This window comes from Pseudomonas sp. JL27(2026), assembly GCF_056933555.1.
Genome location: NZ_CM167794.1, coordinates 282,585 through 303,643 on the forward strand (window position 1 = coordinate 282,585; position 21,059 = coordinate 303,643).

The 21,059-nt window shown below is 60.0% G+C and carries 19 protein-coding genes; 8 read left to right on the forward strand and 11 right to left on the reverse strand.

Translation table 11 applies throughout. The features are described 5' to 3' along the window. Positions 1-42: 42 nt before the first annotated feature. The 3 genes from gshA to AC1Z1G_RS01285 all read right to left on the reverse strand — a co-directional run bounded on the left by gshA (position 43) and on the right by AC1Z1G_RS01285 (position 4,595). Entirely contained in the window at positions 43-1,626 is a 1,584-nt protein-coding gene (gene gshA, locus AC1Z1G_RS01275) for a glutamate--cysteine ligase (protein WP_483624219.1), read from the reverse strand. 261 nt (positions 1,627-1,887) lie between these two features. Next, a complete protein-coding gene (locus tag AC1Z1G_RS01280; RefSeq protein ID WP_483624221.1) occupies positions 1,888-2,271 on the reverse strand; it encodes a PaaI family thioesterase in 384 nt (127 codons plus the stop codon). Then, positions 2,271-4,595, reverse strand: coding sequence for a Tex family protein (locus tag AC1Z1G_RS01285; RefSeq protein WP_483624222.1), 2,325 nt, complete (start codon positions 4,593-4,595; stop codon positions 2,271-2,273). The genes AC1Z1G_RS01280 and AC1Z1G_RS01285 overlap by 1 nt, the downstream gene beginning before the upstream one ends. Before the next feature lie 360 nt (positions 4,596-4,955). Here AC1Z1G_RS01285 and ompR point away from each other — a divergent pair, with 360 nt between their 5' ends. Both ompR and AC1Z1G_RS01295 read left to right on the forward strand, forming a co-directional pair. Then, positions 4,956-5,696 carry an osmolarity response regulator transcription factor OmpR gene (gene ompR, locus AC1Z1G_RS01290; RefSeq protein ID WP_347903224.1) on the forward strand — a complete coding sequence of 247 codons (741 nt, stop codon included), beginning with the start codon at positions 4,956-4,958 and terminating at the stop codon, positions 5,694-5,696. Positions 5,697-5,813: 117 nt separating this feature from the next. Then, positions 5,814-7,127 (forward strand): ATP-binding protein, encoded by a 1,314-nt coding sequence (locus AC1Z1G_RS01295; RefSeq protein WP_483624224.1) that lies wholly within the window; start codon positions 5,814-5,816, stop codon positions 7,125-7,127. 91 nt (positions 7,128-7,218) lie between these two features. Here AC1Z1G_RS01295 and rimK read toward each other — a convergent pair whose 3' ends face one another. Together rimK and rimB are read right to left on the reverse strand one after the other, a co-directional pair. Further along, positions 7,219-8,124 carry a 30S ribosomal protein S6--L-glutamate ligase gene (gene rimK / locus AC1Z1G_RS01300; protein ID WP_057725432.1) on the reverse strand — a complete coding sequence of 302 codons (906 nt, stop codon included), beginning with the start codon at positions 8,122-8,124 and terminating at the stop codon, positions 7,219-7,221. Beyond that, positions 8,121-8,603 carry a retropepsin-like aspartic endopeptidase RimB gene (gene rimB, locus AC1Z1G_RS01305; RefSeq protein WP_347903226.1) on the reverse strand — a complete coding sequence of 161 codons (483 nt, stop codon included), beginning with the start codon at positions 8,601-8,603 and terminating at the stop codon, positions 8,121-8,123. The genes rimK and rimB overlap by 4 nt, the downstream gene beginning before the upstream one ends. Before the next feature lie 220 nt (positions 8,604-8,823). Here rimB and AC1Z1G_RS01310 point away from each other — a divergent pair, with 220 nt between their 5' ends. Continuing rightward, complete coding sequence (locus AC1Z1G_RS01310) at positions 8,824-9,231, forward strand: RNA-binding S4 domain-containing protein (RefSeq protein ID WP_347903227.1); 408 nt, start codon at positions 8,824-8,826, stop codon at positions 9,229-9,231. A gap of 182 nt (positions 9,232-9,413) precedes the next feature. On the opposite strand, the gene AC1Z1G_RS01315 is transcribed toward AC1Z1G_RS01310, so the two are convergent. Continuing rightward, positions 9,414-10,217, reverse strand: a complete 804-nt coding sequence (locus tag AC1Z1G_RS01315) for a phosphatase PAP2 family protein (protein WP_483624227.1) — start codon at positions 10,215-10,217, stop codon at positions 9,414-9,416. Between the two features lie 100 nt (positions 10,218-10,317). On the opposite strand from AC1Z1G_RS01315, the gene hslO reads away from it, so the two are divergent. After that, the gene (gene hslO / locus AC1Z1G_RS01320) at positions 10,318-11,220 is read left to right on the forward strand and encodes an Hsp33 family molecular chaperone HslO (protein WP_483624228.1); all 903 of its coding nucleotides are present in this window, start codon (positions 10,318-10,320) and stop codon (positions 11,218-11,220) included. A gap of 179 nt (positions 11,221-11,399) precedes the next feature. Beyond that, positions 11,400-12,947 carry a phosphoenolpyruvate carboxykinase gene (locus tag AC1Z1G_RS01325; RefSeq protein ID WP_483624230.1) on the forward strand — a complete coding sequence of 516 codons (1,548 nt, stop codon included), beginning with the start codon at positions 11,400-11,402 and terminating at the stop codon, positions 12,945-12,947. A 68-nt stretch (positions 12,948-13,015) separates the two neighbouring features. Here the strand turns inward: AC1Z1G_RS01325 and AC1Z1G_RS01330 are convergent, their stop codons facing one another. From AC1Z1G_RS01330 to AC1Z1G_RS01345, 4 genes are read right to left on the reverse strand one after another with little or no spacing between them, the layout of a single operon-like run. After that, the gene (locus AC1Z1G_RS01330; protein ID WP_483627723.1) at positions 13,016-13,870 is read right to left on the reverse strand and encodes an EamA family transporter; all 855 of its coding nucleotides are present in this window, start codon (positions 13,868-13,870) and stop codon (positions 13,016-13,018) included. Between the two features lie 43 nt (positions 13,871-13,913). Continuing rightward, positions 13,914-14,267, reverse strand: a complete 354-nt coding sequence (locus AC1Z1G_RS01335; protein ID WP_483624232.1) for a DUF1493 family protein — start codon at positions 14,265-14,267, stop codon at positions 13,914-13,916. A gap of 52 nt (positions 14,268-14,319) precedes the next feature. Next, complete coding sequence (locus AC1Z1G_RS01340) at positions 14,320-14,907, reverse strand: putative adenosine monophosphate-protein transferase Fic (RefSeq protein WP_483624234.1); 588 nt, start codon at positions 14,905-14,907, stop codon at positions 14,320-14,322. Then, on the reverse strand, positions 14,907-15,077 hold the full coding sequence (locus AC1Z1G_RS01345) for a YhfG family protein (protein WP_347903234.1): 171 nt from the start codon (positions 15,075-15,077) through the stop codon (positions 14,907-14,909). Before AC1Z1G_RS01345 ends, AC1Z1G_RS01340 begins: the two co-directional genes overlap by 1 nt. A gap of 281 nt (positions 15,078-15,358) precedes the next feature. On the opposite strand from AC1Z1G_RS01345, the gene AC1Z1G_RS01350 reads away from it, so the two are divergent. Together AC1Z1G_RS01350 and AC1Z1G_RS01355 are read left to right on the forward strand one after the other, a co-directional pair. Next, positions 15,359-16,534 (forward strand): tetratricopeptide repeat protein, encoded by a 1,176-nt coding sequence (locus AC1Z1G_RS01350; protein ID WP_483624236.1) that lies wholly within the window; start codon positions 15,359-15,361, stop codon positions 16,532-16,534. Positions 16,535-16,601: 67 nt separating this feature from the next. Continuing rightward, entirely contained in the window at positions 16,602-17,732 is a 1,131-nt protein-coding gene (locus tag AC1Z1G_RS01355) for a polysaccharide deacetylase family protein (protein WP_483624238.1), read from the forward strand. A gap of 40 nt (positions 17,733-17,772) precedes the next feature. Here AC1Z1G_RS01355 and AC1Z1G_RS01360 read toward each other — a convergent pair whose 3' ends face one another. Beyond that, a complete protein-coding gene (locus AC1Z1G_RS01360; protein WP_483624240.1) occupies positions 17,773-18,846 on the reverse strand; it encodes a S8 family peptidase in 1,074 nt (357 codons plus the stop codon). Positions 18,847-19,110: 264 nt separating this feature from the next. Between AC1Z1G_RS01360 and AC1Z1G_RS01365 the strand changes: the two genes are divergently transcribed. Continuing rightward, entirely contained in the window at positions 19,111-21,045 is a 1,935-nt protein-coding gene (locus tag AC1Z1G_RS01365; protein ID WP_483624242.1) for a RecQ family ATP-dependent DNA helicase, read from the forward strand. Positions 21,046-21,059 lie beyond the last annotated feature (14 nt).

Here is a 21,059-nt window from a genome sequence, read left to right on the forward strand (position 1 = left end):
CAGCCGAGCGGGAGCAAGCTCCCTCGCCACAGACGTCAGTGTTTAGTTACTGATCGCCAGGATGCTCGCCTGGTACGAGCCGACGAACACATCGAAATCGCCGACTTCGTTCTGTTCCAGCTCAGCCTGTTGCACCAGCGAGGAACTCGCCAGTGCTTCAAACCTTGCCTGTTCGTCAGCCGCCAGCGGTTCGCTGCGGAAGAACTCGGCATGGGCCTGGCTCTGACGCAGGGAGAACCGGGCGAAGCTTTCCTTGTGTTCGCTCATCGCGGCCAGCACCTGAGCGGAAGGGGTCAGGGACGAATCCTTGATCTTCGCCAGTTGTGCGTCGAGGGCTTTGCTGTGGGCGTCACCGCCGTGGCTTTGATCCAGCAGCGCGGCCAGTGGGGCGATTTTTTCGAGCAGCTCAAAGGCCCACTCTTTCATGTCGACCGGTTGACCGTCCCGCTGCAATTGCAGGCCCGGACGGCGACCTTCCTTGACCACGCTGAGGAAGTTCGACGTCGCATTGCCACAGGTGTTGGCGGTCAGCAGCGGGCTCTCGTTGAGCGCGCAATACAGCAGGAACGCATCGAGGAAGCGTGCTTCAGGCAGGTCGATGCCCATCGGCATAAACGGGTTGATGTCCAGCAGCCGCACTTCGACGTACTGAATCCCACGGGCCACCAACGCCTGAATCGGCCGCTCACCGGTGTAGGTCACGCGTTTGGGGCGGATGTTGGAGTAGTACTCGTTTTCGATCTGCAGGATGTTGGTGTTGAGCTGAACCCACTCACCGTCCTTGTGCGTGCCGACTTCGACGTACGGCGCGTAAGGCGTGGCCACCGCTTTGCGCAGGCTGTCGGTGTAGCTGCTCAAATCGTTGTAGCACGGCGTCAGCCCGGCTTGCGCGTTGCTCTGGTAACCCAGGTCGCTCATGCGCAGGCTGGTGGCGTACGGCAGGTACAACGTGTCGGCGTCGAGCTGTTCCAACTGATGGGAACGATCGCGCAGGAACCCGGCGTCCAGGGCCGGGGATGCGCCGAACAGGTACATCAACAGCCAGCTGTAGCGGCGGAAGTTGCGGATCAGCGCAATGTAGGCCGAGGACTGATAGTCGCGGTCAGTGCCGACAAAGCCTTCGGCTTCCTTGAGCAGCGGCCAGAGCTTTTCCGGCAGGGAAAAGTTGTAGTGAATCCCGGCAATGCACTGCATGGTCTTGCCGTAACGCAGGGCCAGGCCCTTGCGGTAGACGTACTTGAGTTGACCGATGTTGGAGGTGCCGTAATAGGCAATCGGGATATCTTCCTCGGCCGGCAACGGGCACGGCATCGATGGGCTCCACAGGTACTCGTTGCCGAGCTTGCTGTAGGCAAAGCGGTGAATACTGTCCAGGTTCGCCAGGGTGTCTGCCGGGTCCGGCAGGGCAGGCGTGATGAACTCCAGCAGCGATTCGGAGTAGTCGGTGGTGATCTGTTCGTTGGTCAGCGCGGCGCCCAGTGCTTCCGGGTGCGGAGTCTGTGCCAGGCGACCCTCGCCGGTAACGCGCAGGCATTCGCGCTCGATGCCGTGCAGGCACTGCTCGAGCAGAGAGAGGTTAGCGCGCTCGCCGAGCAGAGCCAGGCGGCGGTTGAGAAGTTCGCTCAAGTTGGATTCCTTCACGCGTCAGTCGCCCCAATATGGGGGTGGGCAAGACGGTCTACAAGGGTGAAGTTAAAACTGGCGTTTTCGCCTGGTTCTGGAGCCGTAAAGCCCTGTTAGGTGAGCTACTGAAACCCTGTGGGAGCGGGCTTGCTCGCGAAGGCGGTGTGTCAGTGGCATTAATGCTGACTGATACGCCCTCTTCGCGAGCAAGCCCGCTCCCACAGGGTCACAGCGCCGAAATTAACTCAATTTGATGACACCTATCTACAGGACAGCGAACGTGCCTTGTGCTTTTGCGACGAGTTTGTCGCCTTGCATCACTTCTGCTTCGACCACCAGCGTGCGCCGGCCCGGGTGAATGACCCGCGCCGTGCACATCACCTCGCCGTCAGCCACGGCGCGGATGTAGTTGATCTTGCACTCGATCGTCGCGCTCTGCTGGTCAAAGCCATGGACGCTGGAACAGGCCAGCCCCATGGCGATGTCCACCAGGCTGAAGATCGCCCCGCCGTGCAGCTTGCCACCGCGATTACGCAGTTCAGGCTCAAGGGCCAGGGCGACGTGCGCCACCCCGGCCTCAAGACTGTGCAAACGGCAGCCGAGCAGCCGAAAAAACGCGCTTTCGATCAACTCGGCCGACACGTCCATCAGCGTTTCTTCAACTGCTTGGCGTTGGCGAACAACGACGCCATGGCGTTGTTGGTCGGCGCGGCGGCCGTGGTTTCCTTGCGCGGTGCGGCGTTCGAAGGCTGACGCGGCGCCGAACCTGGACGCGCGCCACGGGCACCGTCGATCTTCTCGCCAGGGGTGTCGCTCATGCGCATCGACAGACCGACGCGTTTGCGCGGGATGTCGACTTCCATGACCTTGACCTTGACCACGTCGCCAGCTTTCACCGCTTCACGCGGGTCCTTGATGAACTTCTCGGAAAGTGCCGAGATATGCACCAAACCGTCCTGATGAACGCCGATATCGACGAAAGCACCGAAGTTGGTCACGTTGGTCACCACACCTTCGAGGATCATCCCCAGTTGCAAGTCCTTGAGGTCTTCGACGCCGTCCTGGAATTCGGCGGTCTTGAACTCCGGACGCGGGTCGCGACCCGGTTTTTCCAGCTCTTGCAGGATGTCGGTGACCGTCGGCAAGCCGAAGGTTTCGTCGGTGTACTTCTTCGGATCGAGACGCTTGAGGAAGCTGGCGTCGCCGACCAGCGAACGGATGTCGCGATCGGTTTCAGCCGCGATGCGTTGCACCAGTGGGTAGGCTTCCGGGTGAACGGCCGACGAGTCCAGCGGGTTGTCGCCGTTCATCACGCGCAAGAACCCGGCCGCCTGTTCGAAGGTTTTTTCGCCCAAGCGTGCGACCTTTTTCAACGCTGCACGGGTTTTGAAGGCGCCGTGTTCGTCGCGGTGGGCCACGATGTTCTGCGCCAGGGTCGCGTTGAGGCCGGAGATACGGGCCAGCAGCGCCACGGACGCGGTGTTCACATCCACGCCGACGGCGTTTACGCAGTCTTCGACCACCGCGTCCAGGCCGCGAGCCAGTTTCAGCTGCGAGACGTCGTGCTGGTACTGGCCGACGCCGATGGATTTCGGGTCGATCTTCACCAGTTCGGCCAACGGATCTTGCAGGCGACGGGCAATCGACACCGCGCCACGGATCGACACGTCGAGGTCCGGGAATTCCTTGGAAGCCAGTTCCGAGGCCGAGTACACCGAAGCGCCGGCTTCAGAAACCATGACCTTGGTCATTTTCATGGCCGGGTATTTTTTGATCAGTTCGGCGGCGAGCTTGTCGGTTTCACGGCTGGCAGTGCCGTTGCCGATGGCGATCAGGTCCACCGAGTGCTTGGCGCATAGGGCGGCAAGCACGGCGAGGGTCTGGTCCCACTTGTTGTGCGGCACGTGCGGGTACACCGTGGCGTGGTCCAGCAGCTTGCCGGTGGCGTCGACCACCGCGACCTTGCAGCCGGTGCGCAGGCCCGGGTCCAGGCCCAGCGTGGCGCGCGGGCCGGCCGGGGCGGCCAGCAGCAAGTCGTGCAGGTTGTGGGCGAAGACGTTGATCGCCTCGGTCTCGGCGCCGTCACGCAGTTCGCCCAGCAGGTCGGTTTCCAGGTGGGTGTAGAGCTTGACCTTCCAGGTCCAGCGCACCACTTCACCGAGCCATTTGTCGGCCGGGCGGTTCTGGTTGGAGATGCCGAATTGCTGACCGATCATGCCTTCGCACGGGTGCATGGTGCCCGGCAGTTCGTCGCCGACTTTCAGTGCGGAGCTGAGGATGCCTTCGTTGCGGCCACGGAAAATCGCCAGGGCGCGGTGCGACGGCATGCTTTTGAGCGGTTCGTCGTGTTCGAAGTAATCGCGGAACTTGGCGCCTTCCTCTTCCTTGCCGGCGATGACGCGGGCACTCAGGGTGGCTTCCTGCTTCAGGTAGCTGCGCAGCTTGTCGAGCAGGCCAGCGTCTTCGGCGAAGCGTTCCATGAGGATGTATTTGGCGCCTTCGAGGGCAGCCTTGGTATCTGCCACGCCTTTTTCGGCGTTGATGAAGCGTACCGCTTCCGTGTCCGGGGCCAGCGAAGGGTCGTTGAACAGGCCGTCGGCCAGCTCACCGAGGCCGGCTTCCAGGGCGATCTGGCCCTTGGTGCGGCGCTTCTGTTTGTACGGCAGGTACAAGTCTTCGAGGCGGGTCTTGGTGTCGGCGAGCTTGATGTCGCGTTCCAGTTGAGGGGTTAGCTTGCCTTGTTCTTCGATGCTGGCAAGGATGCTGATGCGCCGTTCGTCGAGTTCTCGCAGGTAGCGCAGACGCTCTTCCAGATGACGCAACTGGATGTCATCGAGGCTGCCGGTCACTTCTTTCCGGTAGCGGGCGATGAAGGGCACCGTGGAGCCTTCATCGAGTAGCGCGACGGCCGCTTCGACCTGTTGTGGGCGTACACCGAGTTCCTCGGCGATGCGGCTGTTGATGCTGTCCATAAAACCACCTGACAAATTGTGAAAGCAGGCTCGCGGGCGCAGGAATAGGGCTCTGCGAGTCTGGTTGAGCGGCCTGGCCTGCGCCGCTACCTGGGTCAAAAGGCTTCCCATTGACCCGTGGAATCGAAAAATTACTGCCAGGCGATGAAAAATAAAAAGCCGCCACTGACAATAACGATCAGACGTTGCCCGACACAAAAGGCCGCGCATTATACCCGCCGATCTGCCCGATGGGGGCATTGCGACCTGTAGGCACAATGGCCAGATTACTGGCCACAGAGGAAAAATCTGCTAACAATGCACACGGTGCGTATAACGGCAGCTACGCCATAATGCGCGCCGAGATCAAAGGAGCATCCAATGAGCAGCACTGCACAAACTGCTGAAGGCGAAAAAATTCTTATTGTTGACGACGATCCAGGGCTCAGCAGCCTGCTGGAACGTTTTTTCGTCAGCAAGGGCTTCCGCGCTCGCGCGGTGCCGAATGTCGAGCAAATGGACCGTTTGCTGGCGCGTGAAGTCTTCAATCTGGTCGTCCTCGACCTGATGCTGCCCGGTGAAGACGGTTTGTCCGCCTGCCGCCGTCTGCGTGCGTCGAACAACCAGATCCCGATCATCATGCTCACCGCCAAGGGCGACGAGCTGAGCCGTATCAAGGGCCTGGAACTGGGGGCCGACGATTACCTGTCCAAGCCGTTCAACCCGGACGAGTTGATGGCGCGAGTCAAAGCGGTCCTGCGTCGCCAGGCGGCACCGGTGCCAGGCGCGCCGGGCAGCGAAGACGAGAGCGTGACCTTCGGTGACTATGAATTGTCCCTGGCCACCCGCGAACTCAAGCGTGGCGATGAAGTGCACATGCTCACCACCGGTGAGTTTGCGGTGCTCAAGGCGTTGGTCATGAACGCCCGTCAACCGCTGACCCGCGACAAGTTGATGAACCTGGCCCGTGGCCGCGAGTGGGATGCCCTGGAGCGATCCATCGACGTGCAGATTTCCCGTCTGCGCCGGATGATCGAGCCTGATCCTTCGAAACCGCGCTACATCCAGACCGTTTGGGGTGTGGGTTACGTGTTCGTGCCGGACGGCGCCGCAACCAAGTAACCGGTGATTTGTAGGAGCGGGTCAACCGGGCAGGCGTCGCCTGATGGCGTCCGGTTGATTCGCGATCCGCAACTCTGCGAGCCTCGCTCGCTCCTGCAAAGTGTGTAGCTGTCGCCTATGAAAACCCCCGTGTGGTTCCCCCAGAGTTTTTTCTCGCGCACCCTCTGGCTGGTGCTGATCGTCGTGCTGTTCTCCAAGGCGCTGACCCTGGTTTATCTGTTGATGAACGAGGACGTGCTGGTGGACCGCCAGTACAGCCACGGTGTCGCCCTGACGTTGCGCGCCTATTGGGCGGCCGATGAGGTCAACCGCGAGAAGATCGCCGACGCCGCAACCCTGATCCGCGTGGTCGGTGCCGGTGTGCCCGAGGGCGAACAACACTGGCCGTACAGCGAAATCTACCAACGCCAGATGCAGGCCGAGCTGGGTGCCGACACGGAAGTGCGATTACGCATGCATTCCCCGCCGGCGCTTTGGGTTCGGGCGCCGAGCCTGGGCGACGGCTGGCTGAAAGTGCCGTTGTACCCGCATCCGTTGCGCGGCCAGAAAATCTGGAACGTGCTCGGCTGGTTCCTCGCCATCGGGCTGCTGTCCACGGCCTCGGCCTGGATCTTCGTCAGCCAGCTCAACCAGCCCTTGAAACGCTTGGTCTATGCCGCACGGCAACTGGGCCAGGGCCGCAGCGTGCGGCTGCCGATCAGTGACACGCCCAGCGAGATGGCCGAGGTGTATCGGGCCTTCAACCAAATGGCCGAGGACGTCGAGCAGGCCGGGCGCGAGCGCGAGTTGATGCTCGCCGGGGTGTCCCATGATTTGCGCACGCCGCTGACGCGGTTAAGGCTGTCGCTGGAGCTGATGGGCAACCACAGCGACCTGAGCGACGACATGGTGCGTGACATTGAAGACATGGACGCGATTCTCGACCAGTTCCTGGCGTTCATTCGCGATGGTCGGGACGAGTCGGTGGAAGAGGTCGACCTGAGTGATCTGGTGCGTGAAGTGGCTGCGCCTTACAACCAGAACGAAGAACGGGTGCGTTTGCGCCTGGAACCGATCCAGCCGTTCCCGTTGCGCCGGGTGTCGATGAAGCGCCTGCTGAACAACCTGATCGGCAATGCCTTGCATCACGCTGGCAGCGGCGTCGAAGTGGCGGCGTATGTCTCGGGGGATGTCAGCGCGCCGTACGTGGTGCTGAGCGTCATGGACCGTGGCGCCGGGATCGATCCGTCGGAGCTGGAGGCAATCTTCAACCCCTTCACCCGTGGCGACCGCGCACGGGGCGGCAAGGGCACCGGGTTGGGCCTGGCCATCGTCAAGCGGATTGCGTCGATGCATGGCGGCAATGTCGAGCTGCGCAACCGTACCGGTGGCGGGCTGGAAGCGCGGGTGCGCTTGCCGTTGGGGTTGATGCTGCCAAGAGACGCGGTCTAAAAGCAGCGGCAGGTTTCAAGCTGCAAGCTGCAAGAGAGAAGCGGTGTGATGCTGTTGCTCTTCTCTTTCAGCTTGCAGCTTGAGGCTGCTTTTATCCTTTGCCTTTGGTGCGCGTCATATTCGGCCCACCATTCTTCTCAAGATGCTCGATGATGATCCCCGCCACGTTCTTGCCCGTGGTGGTCTCGATGCCTTCCAGCCCCGGCGAAGAGTTCACTTCCATCACCAGCGGCCCGTGGTTGGAGCGCAGGATATCCACGCCTGCCACCGCCAGACCCATGACCTTGGCCGCGCGCAACGCGGTCATGCGTTCTTCCGGGGTGATCTTGATCAGGCTGGCGCTGCCGCCACGGTGCAGGTTGGAGCGGAATTCGCCAGGCTTGGCCTGACGTTTCATGGCCGCGATGACCTTGTCGCCGACCACGAAGCAGCGGATGTCCGCGCCGCCGGCTTCCTTGATGTATTCCTGCACCATGATGTTCTGCTTGAGGCCCATGAACGCCTCGATCACCGACTCCGCCGCCGTCGCCGTTTCACACAGCACCACGCCGATGCCCTGCGTGCCCTCCAGCACCTTGATCACCAGTGGTGCGCCGTTGACCATTTCGATCAGGTCGGGGATGTCGTCCGGCGAGTGGGCGAAACCGGTGACCGGCAAGCCGATACCGCGACGCGAAAGCAATTGCAGCGAACGCAGTTTGTCCCGCGAGCGGGCGATGGCCACCGATTCGTTGAGCGGGAACACGCCCATCATTTCGAACTGGCGCAACACCGCGCAACCATAAAACGTCACCGAAGCGCCAATCCGCGGGATCACCGCATCAAAGCCTTCCAGTGGCTTGCCGCGGTAGTGGATCTGCGGCTTGTGGCTGGCAATGTTCATGTAGGCGCGCAGGGTGTCGATCACCACCATTTCATGGCCACGCTCGGTGCCGGCCTCAACCAGACGACGAGTGGAATACAGACGCGGGTTTCGCGACAGCACAGCGATCTTCATGCAACACCTGTGGCAGAGGTAGTGGACACCGGGAACACCGGCTTGTCTTGAACGTATTTAATGCCCGGATTGACCACCAACTGGCCGTCGATCAGGGCTTTGGAACCGAGTAACAGGCGATAACGCATGGACTTGCGGCAGGCGAGCGTGAATTCGACCCGCCAGACCCGATCGCCGAGCGCCAGGGTGGTGCTGATCACGTAGCGCACCTGCGCGTGGCCATTGGAGCTTTTAATGGTTTTCATCGTCACCAGCGGTGCTTCACAGCGCCGGTGACGCAGTTGCACGACCGTGCCCAGGTGCGCGTTGAAGCGCACCCACGTTTCCCCGTCGCGCTCGAACGGCTCTATCTCGGTGGCGTGCAGGCTGGAGGTGCTGGCACCAGTGTCGATCTTCGCCCGCAGGCCCGCGACTCCCAAATCAGGGAGCGCCACCCACTCGCGCAGACCCACGACGGTCAAATGGTCAAATGTCTTCAAAAGTGCTCAACCGGTGAGAAACCCGCTCGCGCCGCGAAGCGGCCGAATTCGCGGTATTCACGCAGAATAGTGGTTAAAAGGCGACAGATATCTACAGCCTGGATTTCCGGTCCCCAAGTGCAACCTGGGGAGGTTGCGCATTGTAAGCGCAGACGCTGAAATTCAGGGCACGACAGAAACGGTAGTACAGTTCATAAATATTTCAGATTGAGGTAACCCCATGGCACAAAAACAGGAAGAGGACGACAAGGTCCGTCTCGATAAGTGGTTGTGGGCGGCGCGCTTTTACAAAACCCGTGCGCTGGCCAAAGCGGCGATTGAAAGCGGCAAAGTGCATTGCCGAGGCGAGCGCTGCAAACCGGGCAAGGAACCGAGGGTTGGCGACGAGTTGCAGATTCGCGCCGGATTTGATGAGCGCACCGTGGTGGTCCAGGCGCTATCGATTGTCCGCCGTGGCGCCCCCGAAGCCCAGGCGCTGTACGCCGAGACCGAAGCCAGCATCGCCAAACGCGAAAACGCGGCAGCTCAGCGCAAGGCGGGCGCCCTGGGCGTGAGCACTGATGGCAAGCCGAGCAAGAAACAGCGCCGGGACCTGTTCAAGTTTCGCGGCAGCAGCAACGACGAGTAGTCGGTGCCTGAAACAATTGTGGCGAGGGAGCTTGCTCCCGCTGGCGGCCGAAGGACGCCCTGTTCAGTCGATCATGTTTTTTAAGACACAATAATGATTGACTGGTTTGGCGACTGCTGCGCAGCCGAGCGGGACGGTGCGGCGTTCCTGAAAGCGCCCTCGCCACAGGATTTAGCAAGGCTTCAGTTTGCGGCTGAAACCACACTCATCCGCGAAACCACCGGCAACTTGCCCAGCAGCGCGAAAATGGGTGCCGTCACCTTCAGCCAGAAATTCGAAGCGTGATACGCAAACGGCGTGAAGTAACCCCAACCCAACGCCCACACCGCCAGCAGCAAGCCGCCGATGTAATCGTCCTGCCCCCAGTGAGCACCGGCCACCAGGCGCGGCATCATGAACAACGCCGCCAGGCCCCAGATCACCAGCAGCTGCCCGAAGGTGCGGCTGAACAGCGTCAGAAACAGCGCCCAGATAATCAACACCGAGGCGTGATCACCGGGGAAACTCTGGCTGGAGCGATCCTTGAGCTCCCAGGCTTTTTCCAGCCCGGGGAAGTAATCGCTCATGCGCACCGCGCCCTCGATCACCATCGAGGGGCTGTGATGTTGCCAGCCCATGTGCGCCGCCACCTTGGAAAACAGCGCACGAATCACCACCATTAATAGCAGGATCGAGAAAAATCCAAAAAAACCGCGACGTACATCGCTCGTCTTGAACACCCAATTGCCGCGAATCAACAGCGTCAGCAAAATCACTCCGACCACCGCGTCGAAAGGTCGCAGGCTGGCGACGGCCCACACGTGCAGCCAGGTTGAATGCGTGGCGAGTGGAGCGTTGAGCAAGCGAAAAAGCCATTCGTCGAAAAGCACACAGAGCATCTGACCCGCAGGCCATAACCAGAAACCCAGCAGCACCAACGGGACTAAATTACACAGAGCCAATCCGCCGAGGTTCCATCTAGCTTGGAACAAACCCGGATACTTCATAAAATGCCTCCCATGGCTTCAAATCACGCACCAAAACGGTGCTTAAATGTGATTTTCGGCCCTCGTACACATTTTGTCATTACTTCAGATACCCAGACCTATGACTGATTTACCGGATACCGACTACACCCAACGCTTCATCTTCGATGACAGCGACACGCGCGGCGAGCTGGTTGCGTTGGAGCGTAGCTATGCCGAAGTCCTCGCCAAACACCCCTATCCGGAGCCGGTTGCGCAACTCCTCGGCGAACTGATGGCGGCGGCGTCGTTGCTGGTCGGCACCTTGAAGTTCGATGGCTTGCTGATTCTCCAGGCCCGTTCCGAAGGCCCGGTGCCGCTGTTGATGATCGAGTGCTCCAGCGAGCGTGAAATCCGTGGCCTGGCCCGTTACGAGGCGGACCGGATCGCCCCCGACGCGACCCTGGCCGACCTGATGCCCAACGGCATGCTGGCGCTCACCGTTGACCCGCGTCAGGGCCAGCGCTACCAGGGCATCGTCGACCTCGACGGCGAGACGCTCTCGGAATGCTTCACCAATTACTTCGTCATGTCCCAGCAAGTGGGTACACGTTTCTGGCTGCACGCCGATGGTCGTCGCGCCCGTGGGCTACTGTTGCAACAGCTGCCGGCCGACCGCCTGAAAGACGAAGAAGAACGTGCTGCGAGCTGGCAGCACATCACCGCGCTGGGCAGCACCCTGACCGCTGATGAACTGTTGAGCCTGGACAACGAAACCGTGCTGCATCGCCTCTATCATGAAGAGCAGGTGCGTTTGTTCGACGTGCAGAAATTGCGCTTCCGTTGCAGTTGCTCCCGCGAGCGTTCGGCCAATGCGCTGGTCAGTCTGGGTCTGGAAGATGCGCAGGAATTAGTTGTCGAGCATGGCGGCAATATCGAGATCGATTGCCAGTTCTGCAACCAGCGCTACCTGTTTGATGCCGCCGATATCACTCAATTGTTCGCTGGGGCGGGTGTGGATATACCGTCAGATACTCGTCACTAAAACGGTTCAGCGCAGGTAAATCACCTGGGAAACGCCGGAATAACGCCGTCCTGACGGGAGGGCCCTACTTTTTTTGGGCGTTTCTGGCATAATCCGGCCCACTTTTTTCGCGGTAGTAGTGCACGACTTTCTACTACAAAACGTTTGGAGCACTCGGCCACTGGCCGACGGGGAACCTCATGACGCAAGCCAATAACGCCGTGTACACCGATCTGAGTGTTGATGATCTGGTCAAAGAAGCCCTGAATCGCGGTGAAGGCGAGCTTGCCGATACCGGCGCGCTGGTTGTTCGCACCGGTCACCGTACCGGCCGTTCGCCAGTCGACCGTTTCATCGTTGAAGAGCCGACCACCCAGGCCGCTATCGCCTGGGGCCCGATCAACCGCAAGTTCCCGGCCGACAAGTTCGATGCCCTGTGGGACCGCGTTGAAGCCTTTATCGGCGAGCGCGAGCGTTTTGTTTCCCATGTGCACGTCGGTTCCGACCCTGCGCACTACCTGCCGGTTAAAATGACCACCGGTACTGCCTGGCACAACCTGTTCGGCCGTTGCCTGTTCATCAACCCTGAAGCTGGCCAGTACAACGCTGGCGGCAAGGGCGAGTGGCAGATCCTCAACGTTCCAGAGTTCGAATGCGTACCTGAGCGTGACGGCACCAACTCCGACGGCACCGTGATCATCAACTTCGCGGCCAAGAAAGTGCTGATCGCAGGCATGCGTTACGCCGGCGAAATGAAAAAAGCCCTGTTCTCGGTTCAGAACTTCCTGCTGCCAGCTGTCGACGTTCTACCGATGCACTGTGCGGCCAACATGGGCGAAGAGGGCGACGTCACGTTGTTCTTCGGTCTGTCCGGCACCGGTAAAACCACCCTGTCGGCCGACGAAAGCCGTTACCTGATCGGTGACGACGAACACGGCTGGGGCGTGGGCGTGGTGTTCAACATCGAAGGCGGTTGCTATGCCAAGTGCATCGACCTCTCCGAGAAGAACGAGCCTGTCATCTGGAAAGCCATCCAGCACGGTGCAGTCCTGGAAAACGTCGTCCTGGATGCCAACAAAAAGGCCGACTACGCCGACGACAGCCTGACCCAGAACAGCCGCGCCGCTTACCCGCGTGAGCTGATCGAAAAACGCGCACCGAAAAACCTTGGTGGCGAGCCAAACGCTGTGATCTTCCTGACCTGCGACCTGACCGGCGTACTGCCGCCCGTCTCGATCCTCAGCGAAGAACAAGCGGCCTATCACTTCCTGTCCGGCTACACCGCACTGGTGGGCTCGACTGAAATGGGTTCGGGCAGCGGCATCAAGTCGACCTTCTCCACCTGCTTCGGCGCACCGTTCTTCCCGCGCCCGGCTGGCGAATACGCAGAGCTGCTGATCAAGCGCATCCGCGGCTTCGGCTCCAAGGTCTACCTGGTCAACACCGGCTGGACCGGTGGCGGCTACGGCGTTGGCAAACGCTTCAACATCCCGACCACTCGTGGCGTGATTGCGGCGATCCAGAGTGGCGCGTTGATCGGTGCACAAACCGAGCACCTGGACACCATCAACCTCGACGTGCCACTGGCCGTACCGGGCGTTGAAACCGGCCTGTTGAACCCACGTAACACTTGGGCCGACAAGGCTGCCTACGACGAAGCTGCCAAGGCGTTGGCCGGTCTGTTCATCGAGAACTTCAAGAAGTTCGACGTGAGCGACGCGATCAAGGCTGCTGGGCCGAAGTTGTAAAAGATCTGAAGTAATGAGAAAGCCGCCTCTAGGGGCGGCTTTTTTGTGAGCGCGATTCAGCGTTCACCTCAGGTTTTCAGGTGCAACACAAACGCCCCCACCAACACCAGAACAACCCCCAACACCTGCACCTTCGCCAACCGCTCCTTGAAAAAGACGTACCCCAAAATCGCCGCAATCCCGCCCGACAACGTGCTGATCACCGTCACCACGGACACCGAGCCCACCGCCGCGCCCCAGGCGAACGACGAGAAGCCGCCCAGGTTCATCAGGCTGGCGCCTGTGAGGGTCATGCAGTTTTTCAGCGGAGGGATTTTCAGGCCGTCCTTGATCTTGAGAACGACCAGCACCAATACGCTGAAGCCGACGAGGTAGGCGAGCCAGAGCATGGTGATCGGGCCTAGGACCGGCAAGATGAATTGGCCTTGCAGCCAGAAGCTGGTGCCGTAAAACCCGGCAGCCAGCAAGGCGTAGACGATGGATTGACTGGCGCTGGTGGTGTGGGGCAGGCCGCTGTCGGTATGGCGGCTGGAGAGGATGACGCCGAACACGCAGAGGGCGATGCATAGCCATTGGATCAGGCTGATAGTTTCGCCGCTGGCCCAGGACAGCAGGGTGGTGACCACGCCGTAGGAGGTCACGAGTGGAGCGACGATGGAGGCTTTACCGAGGGCGAAGGCCTTGGACAGTGCGAGGGCGCCCGAGACGGTGAGCACGGCGGCGCACACACCCATCAGCCATACGCCCAGTGGTGCGGCGAGGGATTTGAGCAGATAGGCCGGGAAGACGATCAGCAGCAGGCTCATGATCACGAAGCCCAGCGCCTGGCCAAAGTACACGGCGCGCTTCACGCCGACCGCTCGGGCGTTGAGGCCCACCAGAAAATCCGTGCCACCCCAGAGGGCAGCGGCCAACAGGCCCATCAGTACGTCCACGCAATGTCCTTATTATTGTGTGCCGCGAACGCTACAGGCTTTCGAGCGCCTCTGTGTCCCAGCATTGAGCCTTGATGGCCTGGTAGAGCATGCCAATAGTCAGCGGGAGTTTGTCGCCACGTCCCTTGGCCCTGCGCTTGAGGGCAACATCGTAGCCTTCAGGCTGGAAGTAGCGATAGGCGTCGTAGTCGACGAGGTCGATGCCGAACTGTTCTTCCAGCGCTTCCATCAGGTGCCGCGCGTCTGCACCGTCAGCGCCGAGGTCGAAATTGACTGCGGTGTCGAGGCGCAGGGTCTTGCGTTCCGGCAGGCCGAGCTCTTCGTGCAATAACAGCATGAGCAGGTGCATGGCGTGGTCGTCGGGGAAGTGGGGGGCGAGGTTCATGGCGGGCAGTCCGTGAGGCGATGAAGGTTATAAATATCGGGGATTGCAGCGGCTAGCTGATACAGCGCTCGAAAATGGCTTCCAGGCCCCGATAGTCGCATGCCACCGCATCGATGTTGGCAGGCACCCATGCTTCGTCATTGACCAGCCACCAGTCGACTGAAAAACCCGCATTCACAATGATTTGTTCGAACAGAACGCGTTGAGCCCGGCCGTTGCCTTCACGAAAAGGATGGATGACATTGAGATCGCCATAAGCTTCGGCAACCCTGACAACCAGCTCGGTTTTGGTCGTATCCATGAACCAGGAGCGTTTTTCCAGGGAGGCGAAGATTTTCCGGGCCTCTACGAGGATGCGCTCGGTGGTACAAAAGAATGTGTCACCTTTTCTTATGTTCACCGTTCTGAGTTGGCCAGCCCACTCGTAGATGTCCGAAAAAAGGACGTGATGGATATGTTGCAGAAATGGCAGGTCGTAAGGAGGGGGAGCCAGCGTGATACTACTGGCCGCTGCCAGTTCGTACAGCTCTCGCTCGGCTTCACTGAGTAGCGCTTCGTCATGAATATTGAGGCGGTTGCGCAGAACTTCCGTGCCTGGATAGCAATAGGGGTCTTGGCCAACCCCGTACTTGTCCGACATTACTGCGGATTCTGACGGTATTTCTTGAGGATGGCTTCCCGGCTGGGGAGTGGTTTTTCTACGTCCGCCGGACTGGTGTGAAAACCTTCAAGACGCAGGCTGGCCAAACAGTTCGAACGACGGATTTTGTCGTAATGCTCCTGTTTTTGCTGGAACGTCAGTTCGCTCATCACGTTTACCTCTCGATGCAGGGCTCAAGTGTAGCCCAATCGACAGGACGCGACAGTTTGGTTTTTGCCACCCGGTCGATACCAATCGTCAGTAAAACCGAGCACTGTAAGGCTTTCCCTGCTCTACCTGCGCTCACCCCGAGAAGTGTTCAGGGGTTCCTGTAGGAGGCCGATTTCTTGCGTGAATCTAAGGCGCACGCGGGAAAACCTCTGTATGGTGCGCGCGAGAATCTGTAGGACATTTCGTGATGTCCGGTGTTGGCACTTAAAGGGAATTGGGTATGCGATTGCTTCGTCTGGCTGCTGTGTTGTCGCTGTGGGCCGCAGTGTTTTCGGTGCAGGCGCAGCAGTTGCCGATCGAGGTGCTGAGCGCGGTGGTCAAGGACCAGAAGATCGCTGACGCCGAAGTCCTGTTGCAACGCAACGGTGCGCAGAACGTAACGGGTCGCACCGATGCTCAGGGTCGGGTCACCCTGGACACCGATTTCGCCGATGACGCGAGCAATTTGCTGATCATCAAGAAAGCCGGCTACTCCGACCTGGTGGTCAAGTGCCCGTGCAAGAGCATGACCTATGCCCTCAGCCCGGTGATGCAGGACCTCGACAGCCTGCGTGTGGTGCTCAGCTGGGGTTCGCTCCCGGAAGACCTCGATGCCCACCTGTTCTTCCCTGGCAACCATGTTTACTTCGAGAACAAGTGGGGAACTGATGCGCAGCTGGATGTCGACGACACCGACAGCTATGGCCCGGAAACCATTTCCCTGAGTAAAAAGCACTTCGGCGAGACCTACGTCTACGCGGTGCATGACTACATCAATAGCAGCAACCTGGACTCGCGCCAGCTTTCCAACAGCCAGGCCAAGGTCTTTGTGTACATGGGCCAGACGCTGGTACGTACCTATTACGTGCCGCAGAACGTCAAGGGCAACCTGTGGACAGTCTTCCGCATCACCGGCAAAGGTGATCTGCAGGACATCAATGGCCTGAGCGGCGTTTATCACGATGCGGCCGATGTGCTGAACGACATGACCTCACTGCTCGATGACAAGATGGCGACGTCCATGGTGGTGAGGAGCGCCGTCCCGCAAAACGATGCGAAAGAACTGAATCGAAGAGGCGAAGTGGCCTACCGCGACGGCAAGTACTACCAGGCCGTCGATTTGTTCCTGGAAGCCGTCAGGCTGGATGACACCTACGCCCAGGCCTACAGCAACCTCGGTCTGGCGTATCAGAAAAACGACAAAATCGCTGAATCACTCTGGGCCAGTCGCAAGGCCATCGCATTGGCCAGTGGTCGTTCGGCGGACACGTTGCGCGCCAGCACCTACTACAACATTGGCCGTATCTACGAAGACGCGGGCCAGTTTGCCGACGCACTGCGCCACTACCAGTTGGCCAAGGAGCAAAAAGCCAACGCGGTGTACGACAAGGCAATCGAGCGGGTGAAAAACCGCTGATTGGCAGGCGTTGAGCTGATCCCGCAACGCGCTGCTTTTGGCGCGTTGTTCATTTTTGGAGACCGATATGTGGGTTCGTTTTGTTGCACCGTTACTGCTGGCTGGTCTGATGACGAGCACCGCGAAGGCGGCAGGGCCGACGGTGTTCGCAACGATTGATCGCAGTGAGTGGCCGGCTTCGCTGGCGACCACGAAGGGTTTTGACACGGCGTCGCGGGCCGAAATCCTGATGTTTGGCAAAGCTCTGCTGGCCAGTGAAACACTGGACGAAACCATGTTGAAGCAGCGGTTGGGGGTCAAGGAGGTCGATTTGAAATCGGTGGCGCAGGTGCGCGAACGATTCTGGGATCGCCTGTTAAGCAACTACCGCAGCGCCAGTCAGGACTGTGAGAAGGAGATGTTCTGTCCACAGGTTCGGGGCCTGGGGGACTTGCGGCAACTGGCGGCGGGTTTCACCGGCGACACCAGCCCCGCGTATGCGCCGTGGGCAAAGGCCAGCCAGGTGTTTCACGAGCAGTACTTGAATGAACAACTGCGCCTGGCGGCGTTGTTCCCGAAAATCAGCAGTGAAATCGAGCGTTTCGATGATGCCGAGCTGACAGGCGATGAGCTGGTCGACCGGCAGTTCCTGTTGAGTTTCGATGATGGCCCGAGCGCAGCGGGCGGCCATACCGACGCGATAGCCAACGTGCTGCGTGCCCACGACCTGCACGGCACTTTCTTTGTGTTGGGCGAACCATTTCAGGCACGGTTACGTAAATCTTCACCGGCCCAAATGCAGGCCTTGTACAGCGGCCAGTGCGTCGCCCTGCATGGCTGGCAACACAAGTCCCACAGCGCCTGGAGCGAATGGCAATCGTCTGTCAGCCGCTCGGTGACCTTGGTGCGCGGCACCGTGCCGGACGACTATCAGCCGTTGTTCCGTCCACCCTATGGGCAGCGTGCCAGTGACAGCGCGCAGTTCTTCAAGGCCCAGGGTTTGAAGGTGATGCTCTGGGGCATCGACTCTCAGGACTGGAGCAAGCAGGTCAGCGCCAGTGCCGCGACCCAGCGTGTACAGACGCTGATGCTGTTGTGGCGCCGCGGGATCATTCTGTTCCACGATGTCCACGACAAGGCGCCCAAAGTCGTACCGGCGTTGATCGCGGCTAACCAGAACAACGGTGTGAAGTGGGTGGATTGCCGCGCAGAGCTGTGAGCGTGATCCGTCAATGAGGCGCTACAGACCCGGTCATGAGCTACGGTGCCTCGCGTGAAGCCGCCTCAAGGTCCATCAGGCCTTGGCCGTAAGCCTCGCTGTTGGCGTAGATGCCGGTTCGGTTTGCGCTCTCCAGCAAACGCTGGCGCAGTTGTTGCGCATCCATCTGTGGGTAGCGGCTTTGCAGTGCCGCCAGTGCTCCGCTGACCATGGCTACGGCGGGAGAAGTTCCTGCCGTTTGACTGTATCCCCCGGCCTTGTTGGTGGTCAGTAGGCCGGATCCGGCAGCGGAATCCCCTCCTGGCACCGCGATGCACCAGCGCCTTGCCGCGCCACAGTAGTTGGATTTGGCGTTTATAGCGGTGCCGTCCTGTTTCAGAGCGACGACGGCAATCCAGCCCTTCTCCAGCTCCGCAATAGCCAGTGGTAATCCGGGCTCGGCGAGGGGCTCGCGTTTGAGTTCGTTACCGGTGGGGAAAACGAAAACGGCTCCTTTTTCGACCAGTTTGCGTGCCGTTGCGAGGGAGTCAGACATGATCTGGTTGTAACGTTGTTCGGTGATCTCGGTTGCAGGAATGTCATTGGCCCAAGAGTTATTGAAGATCCGCGCTCCTTTGTCGAACGAGTACTTCCAGGACTGTGAAATTTCACTGTCGAAAAAGAACGGTTCATTGTCATCGCCAAAACGTAGCGGGATCAGTTGGGCATTGAATGCAACGCCGTGCATGCCTTGATCATCCTTGTTGGCAGCCAGGATACCGGCCATCTGTGTACCATGGCCGACTCTATCGAACGTGCCGGGGCGGTTCTCTACGTAGTCATACCCTGGATCACTGATACGGCCTTTAAACTCGGTCAGGTCGACGTTCAGCCCTGAATCGATCAATGCGACGCTAACCCCTTGACCGCTGCCGCCACGGGCGTAGAGCGCAGACGCCTTGACGACGGCAAGTCCCTTTTGTGCCTGATACTCTGGCGTTTCATAGAGATGTGTTGCGGGGTCTACGACGGGTTGCTCGGGGATGGTGAGGCATCCGGCCAACAGCAACGGCAAGGTCATCAGAGGGGGGCGCCACAGTTGCGAAAAGCAGGGGAGGAGACGAGTTGCTTGCATGTCATATTCCTTTATATGTGGCGTCTGCGTGCATCAGGCTTCCTGCCATGACGAGTACTTTGCAGACGCCAGAGTCGGTTTCCAGTCAGGCGCCGAGGCGCTGTACGTGAAAGCAGGACCTTAACGACTGATTCATTTTTTCGTGAGTCATTTAGTTGTTCTGCTTGTATCAATCGGTAGCGTTTTACCCATGACCTTATTCTCGACTCGCTGCTTATGCCGACCAGGCTTTTGGCATGACGGCGGTCAACGGAGTGACAGCTTATGCACAACACCCTCGAACAGGTCTTTGGTTATCCACAGTTCCGTCCCGGCCAGGAGGCGGCGGTCAGTGCGGTGCTGGCCGGGCGCTCGGCGGCGGCGATCTTTCCCACCGGGTCCGGCAAGTCCTTGTGTTATCAGCTACCGGCGCTGCTCTTGCCACACCTGACCGTGGTGGTCTCGCCACTGCTGGCGTTAATGCAGGATCAGTTGAGTTTTTTGCAGCGCCACGGGATCGCTGCGGCGAGTATCGACTCGGCCCAGAGCCGCGATGACGCCAACACGGTCATGGCGCGCGCCCGTTCCGGCGAGCTGAAGATCCTGATGATTTCCGTCGAGCGCCTGAAGAACGAGCGCTTTCGCAATTTCTTGCAGCAAGTACCGATCTCGCTGCTGGTGGTGGATGAGGCGCACTGCATTTCCGAATGGGGCCACAACTTTCGCCCCGACTACCTGAAGCTGCCGGACTACCAGCGTCAGTTCAACATCCCGCAGGCATTGCTGCTGACCGCCACCGCTACGCCGAAGGTGATCGCCGACATGCAGGCGAAGTTCGCCATTGCGCCGGACGATGTGGTGACCACCGGTTTCTACCGGCCCAACCTGAATTTACTGGTTGAACCAGTACGCGGTCAGGACAAGCGTCGACGTCTCGTGGAATGGCTGGGCCAGCGCGCCGGGCAACCGAGCATCGTCTACGTGACCTTGCAGAAAACCGCCGAGCAAATTGCCCGGCACCTGAGCCAGAACGGTCTTCAGGCCGAGGCCTACCACGCCGGGTTACCGCACGAGCAGCGCGAGGCGATTCAGCGCCGGTTCATGGGTGGGCAGTCCAATTGCATTGTGGCCACCATCGCGTTCGGCATGGGCATCGACAAGAGCGATATCCGCAACGTGGTGCATTTCGATTTGCCCAAATCCATCGAAAACTACAGTCAGGAAATCGGCCGCGCCGGGCGTGACGGGCAGCCGTCCGACTGCCTGGTGCTGGCTAACCGCGACAGCCTCAATGTACTGGAAAACTTCGTTTACGGTGACACGCCGGAGCTGGATGGCATCCGCTGTGTGCTGGATGAGTTGCAAGCGGCCGAGCCGGACGGGCAGTGGGAGTTTTTGCTCGGGCCGCTGGCCGATCAGAGCAACATTCGCCAGTTGCCGCTCAAGACCTTGCTGGTGCAGTTGGAACTGCGCGGCCTGATCGCCCCGCGCTATGCGTATTTTGCGGAGTATCGCTTCAAGTTCCTGGTGGAGCCCGACGCCTTGCTGGCACGATTCGAAGGCGAGCGACGGGACTTTGTGGCTGCAATCATCCAGACCTCCAGCCGTGCACGAACCTGGGCCACGGTGGATTTCGATGTGCTGTATCAGCAGCATCAGGCCGAGCGAAATCGCGTGGTCAAAGCGCTGGATTACTTCCAGGAGAAGGGCTGGGTAGAGCTTGAAAGCAAGCAGATGACCGAGGTGTACAGCCTGCTGGTGACGGACTTCGACGCTCGGCGCCTGAGTGGTGAGTTACACAGCTATTTCAAGCTGCACGAAACCACCGAGATCGCGCGGATCCACGCAATGCTTGACCTGTTCGCCACCGAACACTGCCTGGGTTACCGGCTGGCGCAGTACTTTGGCGACGAGAACGCTCCGCAGCAGTGCGGGCACTGCTCGGTGTGCCATGGGCAGGTGGCAAGGCTACCAGAGCCGCCGGTGTTGGCGCCGCTTGTGGATAAGAGCTTCCAGGCGCTGTGCGGCGATTTTATCCACAGGCATCAAGCCCATAACGGCCAGTTGCCGGGAGCCGAACGGCTGACGCGGTTTTTGTGCGGCATCAGCGTGCCGCTGTTTACCAAGCTCAAGGCGCGAGGGATTCCTGGGTTTGCGGCGCTGGAAGATTATCCGTATGCCGAAGTGCGTGAATGGGCTGAAGTGTCTCTGCTGAGCTGAAGAGCGTGGCGCAT

Excerpts from the sequence above, each read along its gene's own strand:
- AC1Z1G_RS01280 (WP_483624221.1), bottom strand. The coding sequence starts at position 2,271 with ATGGACGTGTCGGCCGAGTTGATCGAAAGCGCGTTTTTTCGGCTGCTC.
- AC1Z1G_RS01285 (WP_483624222.1), bottom strand. The coding sequence starts at position 4,595 with ATGGACAGCATCAACAGCCGCATCGCCGAGGAACTCGGTGTACGCCCA.
- ompR (WP_347903224.1), top strand. The coding sequence starts at position 4,956 with ATGAGCAGCACTGCACAAACTGCTGAAGGCGAAAAAATTCTTATTGTT.
- AC1Z1G_RS01295 (WP_483624224.1), top strand. The coding sequence starts at position 5,814 with ATGAAAACCCCCGTGTGGTTCCCCCAGAGTTTTTTCTCGCGCACCCTC.
- rimK (WP_057725432.1), bottom strand. The coding sequence starts at position 8,124 with ATGAAGATCGCTGTGCTGTCGCGAAACCCGCGTCTGTATTCCACTCGT.
- AC1Z1G_RS01310 (WP_347903227.1), top strand. The coding sequence starts at position 8,824 with ATGGCACAAAAACAGGAAGAGGACGACAAGGTCCGTCTCGATAAGTGG.
- AC1Z1G_RS01315 (WP_483624227.1), bottom strand. The coding sequence starts at position 10,217 with ATGAAGTATCCGGGTTTGTTCCAAGCTAGATGGAACCTCGGCGGATTG.
- hslO (WP_483624228.1), top strand. The coding sequence starts at position 10,318 with ATGACTGATTTACCGGATACCGACTACACCCAACGCTTCATCTTCGAT.
- AC1Z1G_RS01325 (WP_483624230.1), top strand. The coding sequence starts at position 11,400 with ATGACGCAAGCCAATAACGCCGTGTACACCGATCTGAGTGTTGATGAT.
- AC1Z1G_RS01330 (WP_483627723.1), bottom strand. The coding sequence starts at position 13,870 with ATGGGCCTGTTGGCCGCTGCCCTCTGGGGTGGCACGGATTTTCTGGTG.
- AC1Z1G_RS01335 (WP_483624232.1), bottom strand. The coding sequence starts at position 14,267 with ATGAACCTCGCCCCCCACTTCCCCGACGACCACGCCATGCACCTGCTC.
- AC1Z1G_RS01340 (WP_483624234.1), bottom strand. The coding sequence starts at position 14,907 with ATGTCGGACAAGTACGGGGTTGGCCAAGACCCCTATTGCTATCCAGGC.
- AC1Z1G_RS01345 (WP_347903234.1), bottom strand. The coding sequence starts at position 15,077 with ATGAGCGAACTGACGTTCCAGCAAAAACAGGAGCATTACGACAAAATC.
- AC1Z1G_RS01350 (WP_483624236.1), top strand. The coding sequence starts at position 15,359 with ATGCGATTGCTTCGTCTGGCTGCTGTGTTGTCGCTGTGGGCCGCAGTG.
- AC1Z1G_RS01355 (WP_483624238.1), top strand. The coding sequence starts at position 16,602 with ATGTGGGTTCGTTTTGTTGCACCGTTACTGCTGGCTGGTCTGATGACG.
- AC1Z1G_RS01360 (WP_483624240.1), bottom strand. The coding sequence starts at position 18,846 with ATGCAAGCAACTCGTCTCCTCCCCTGCTTTTCGCAACTGTGGCGCCCC.
- AC1Z1G_RS01365 (WP_483624242.1), top strand. The coding sequence starts at position 19,111 with ATGCACAACACCCTCGAACAGGTCTTTGGTTATCCACAGTTCCGTCCC.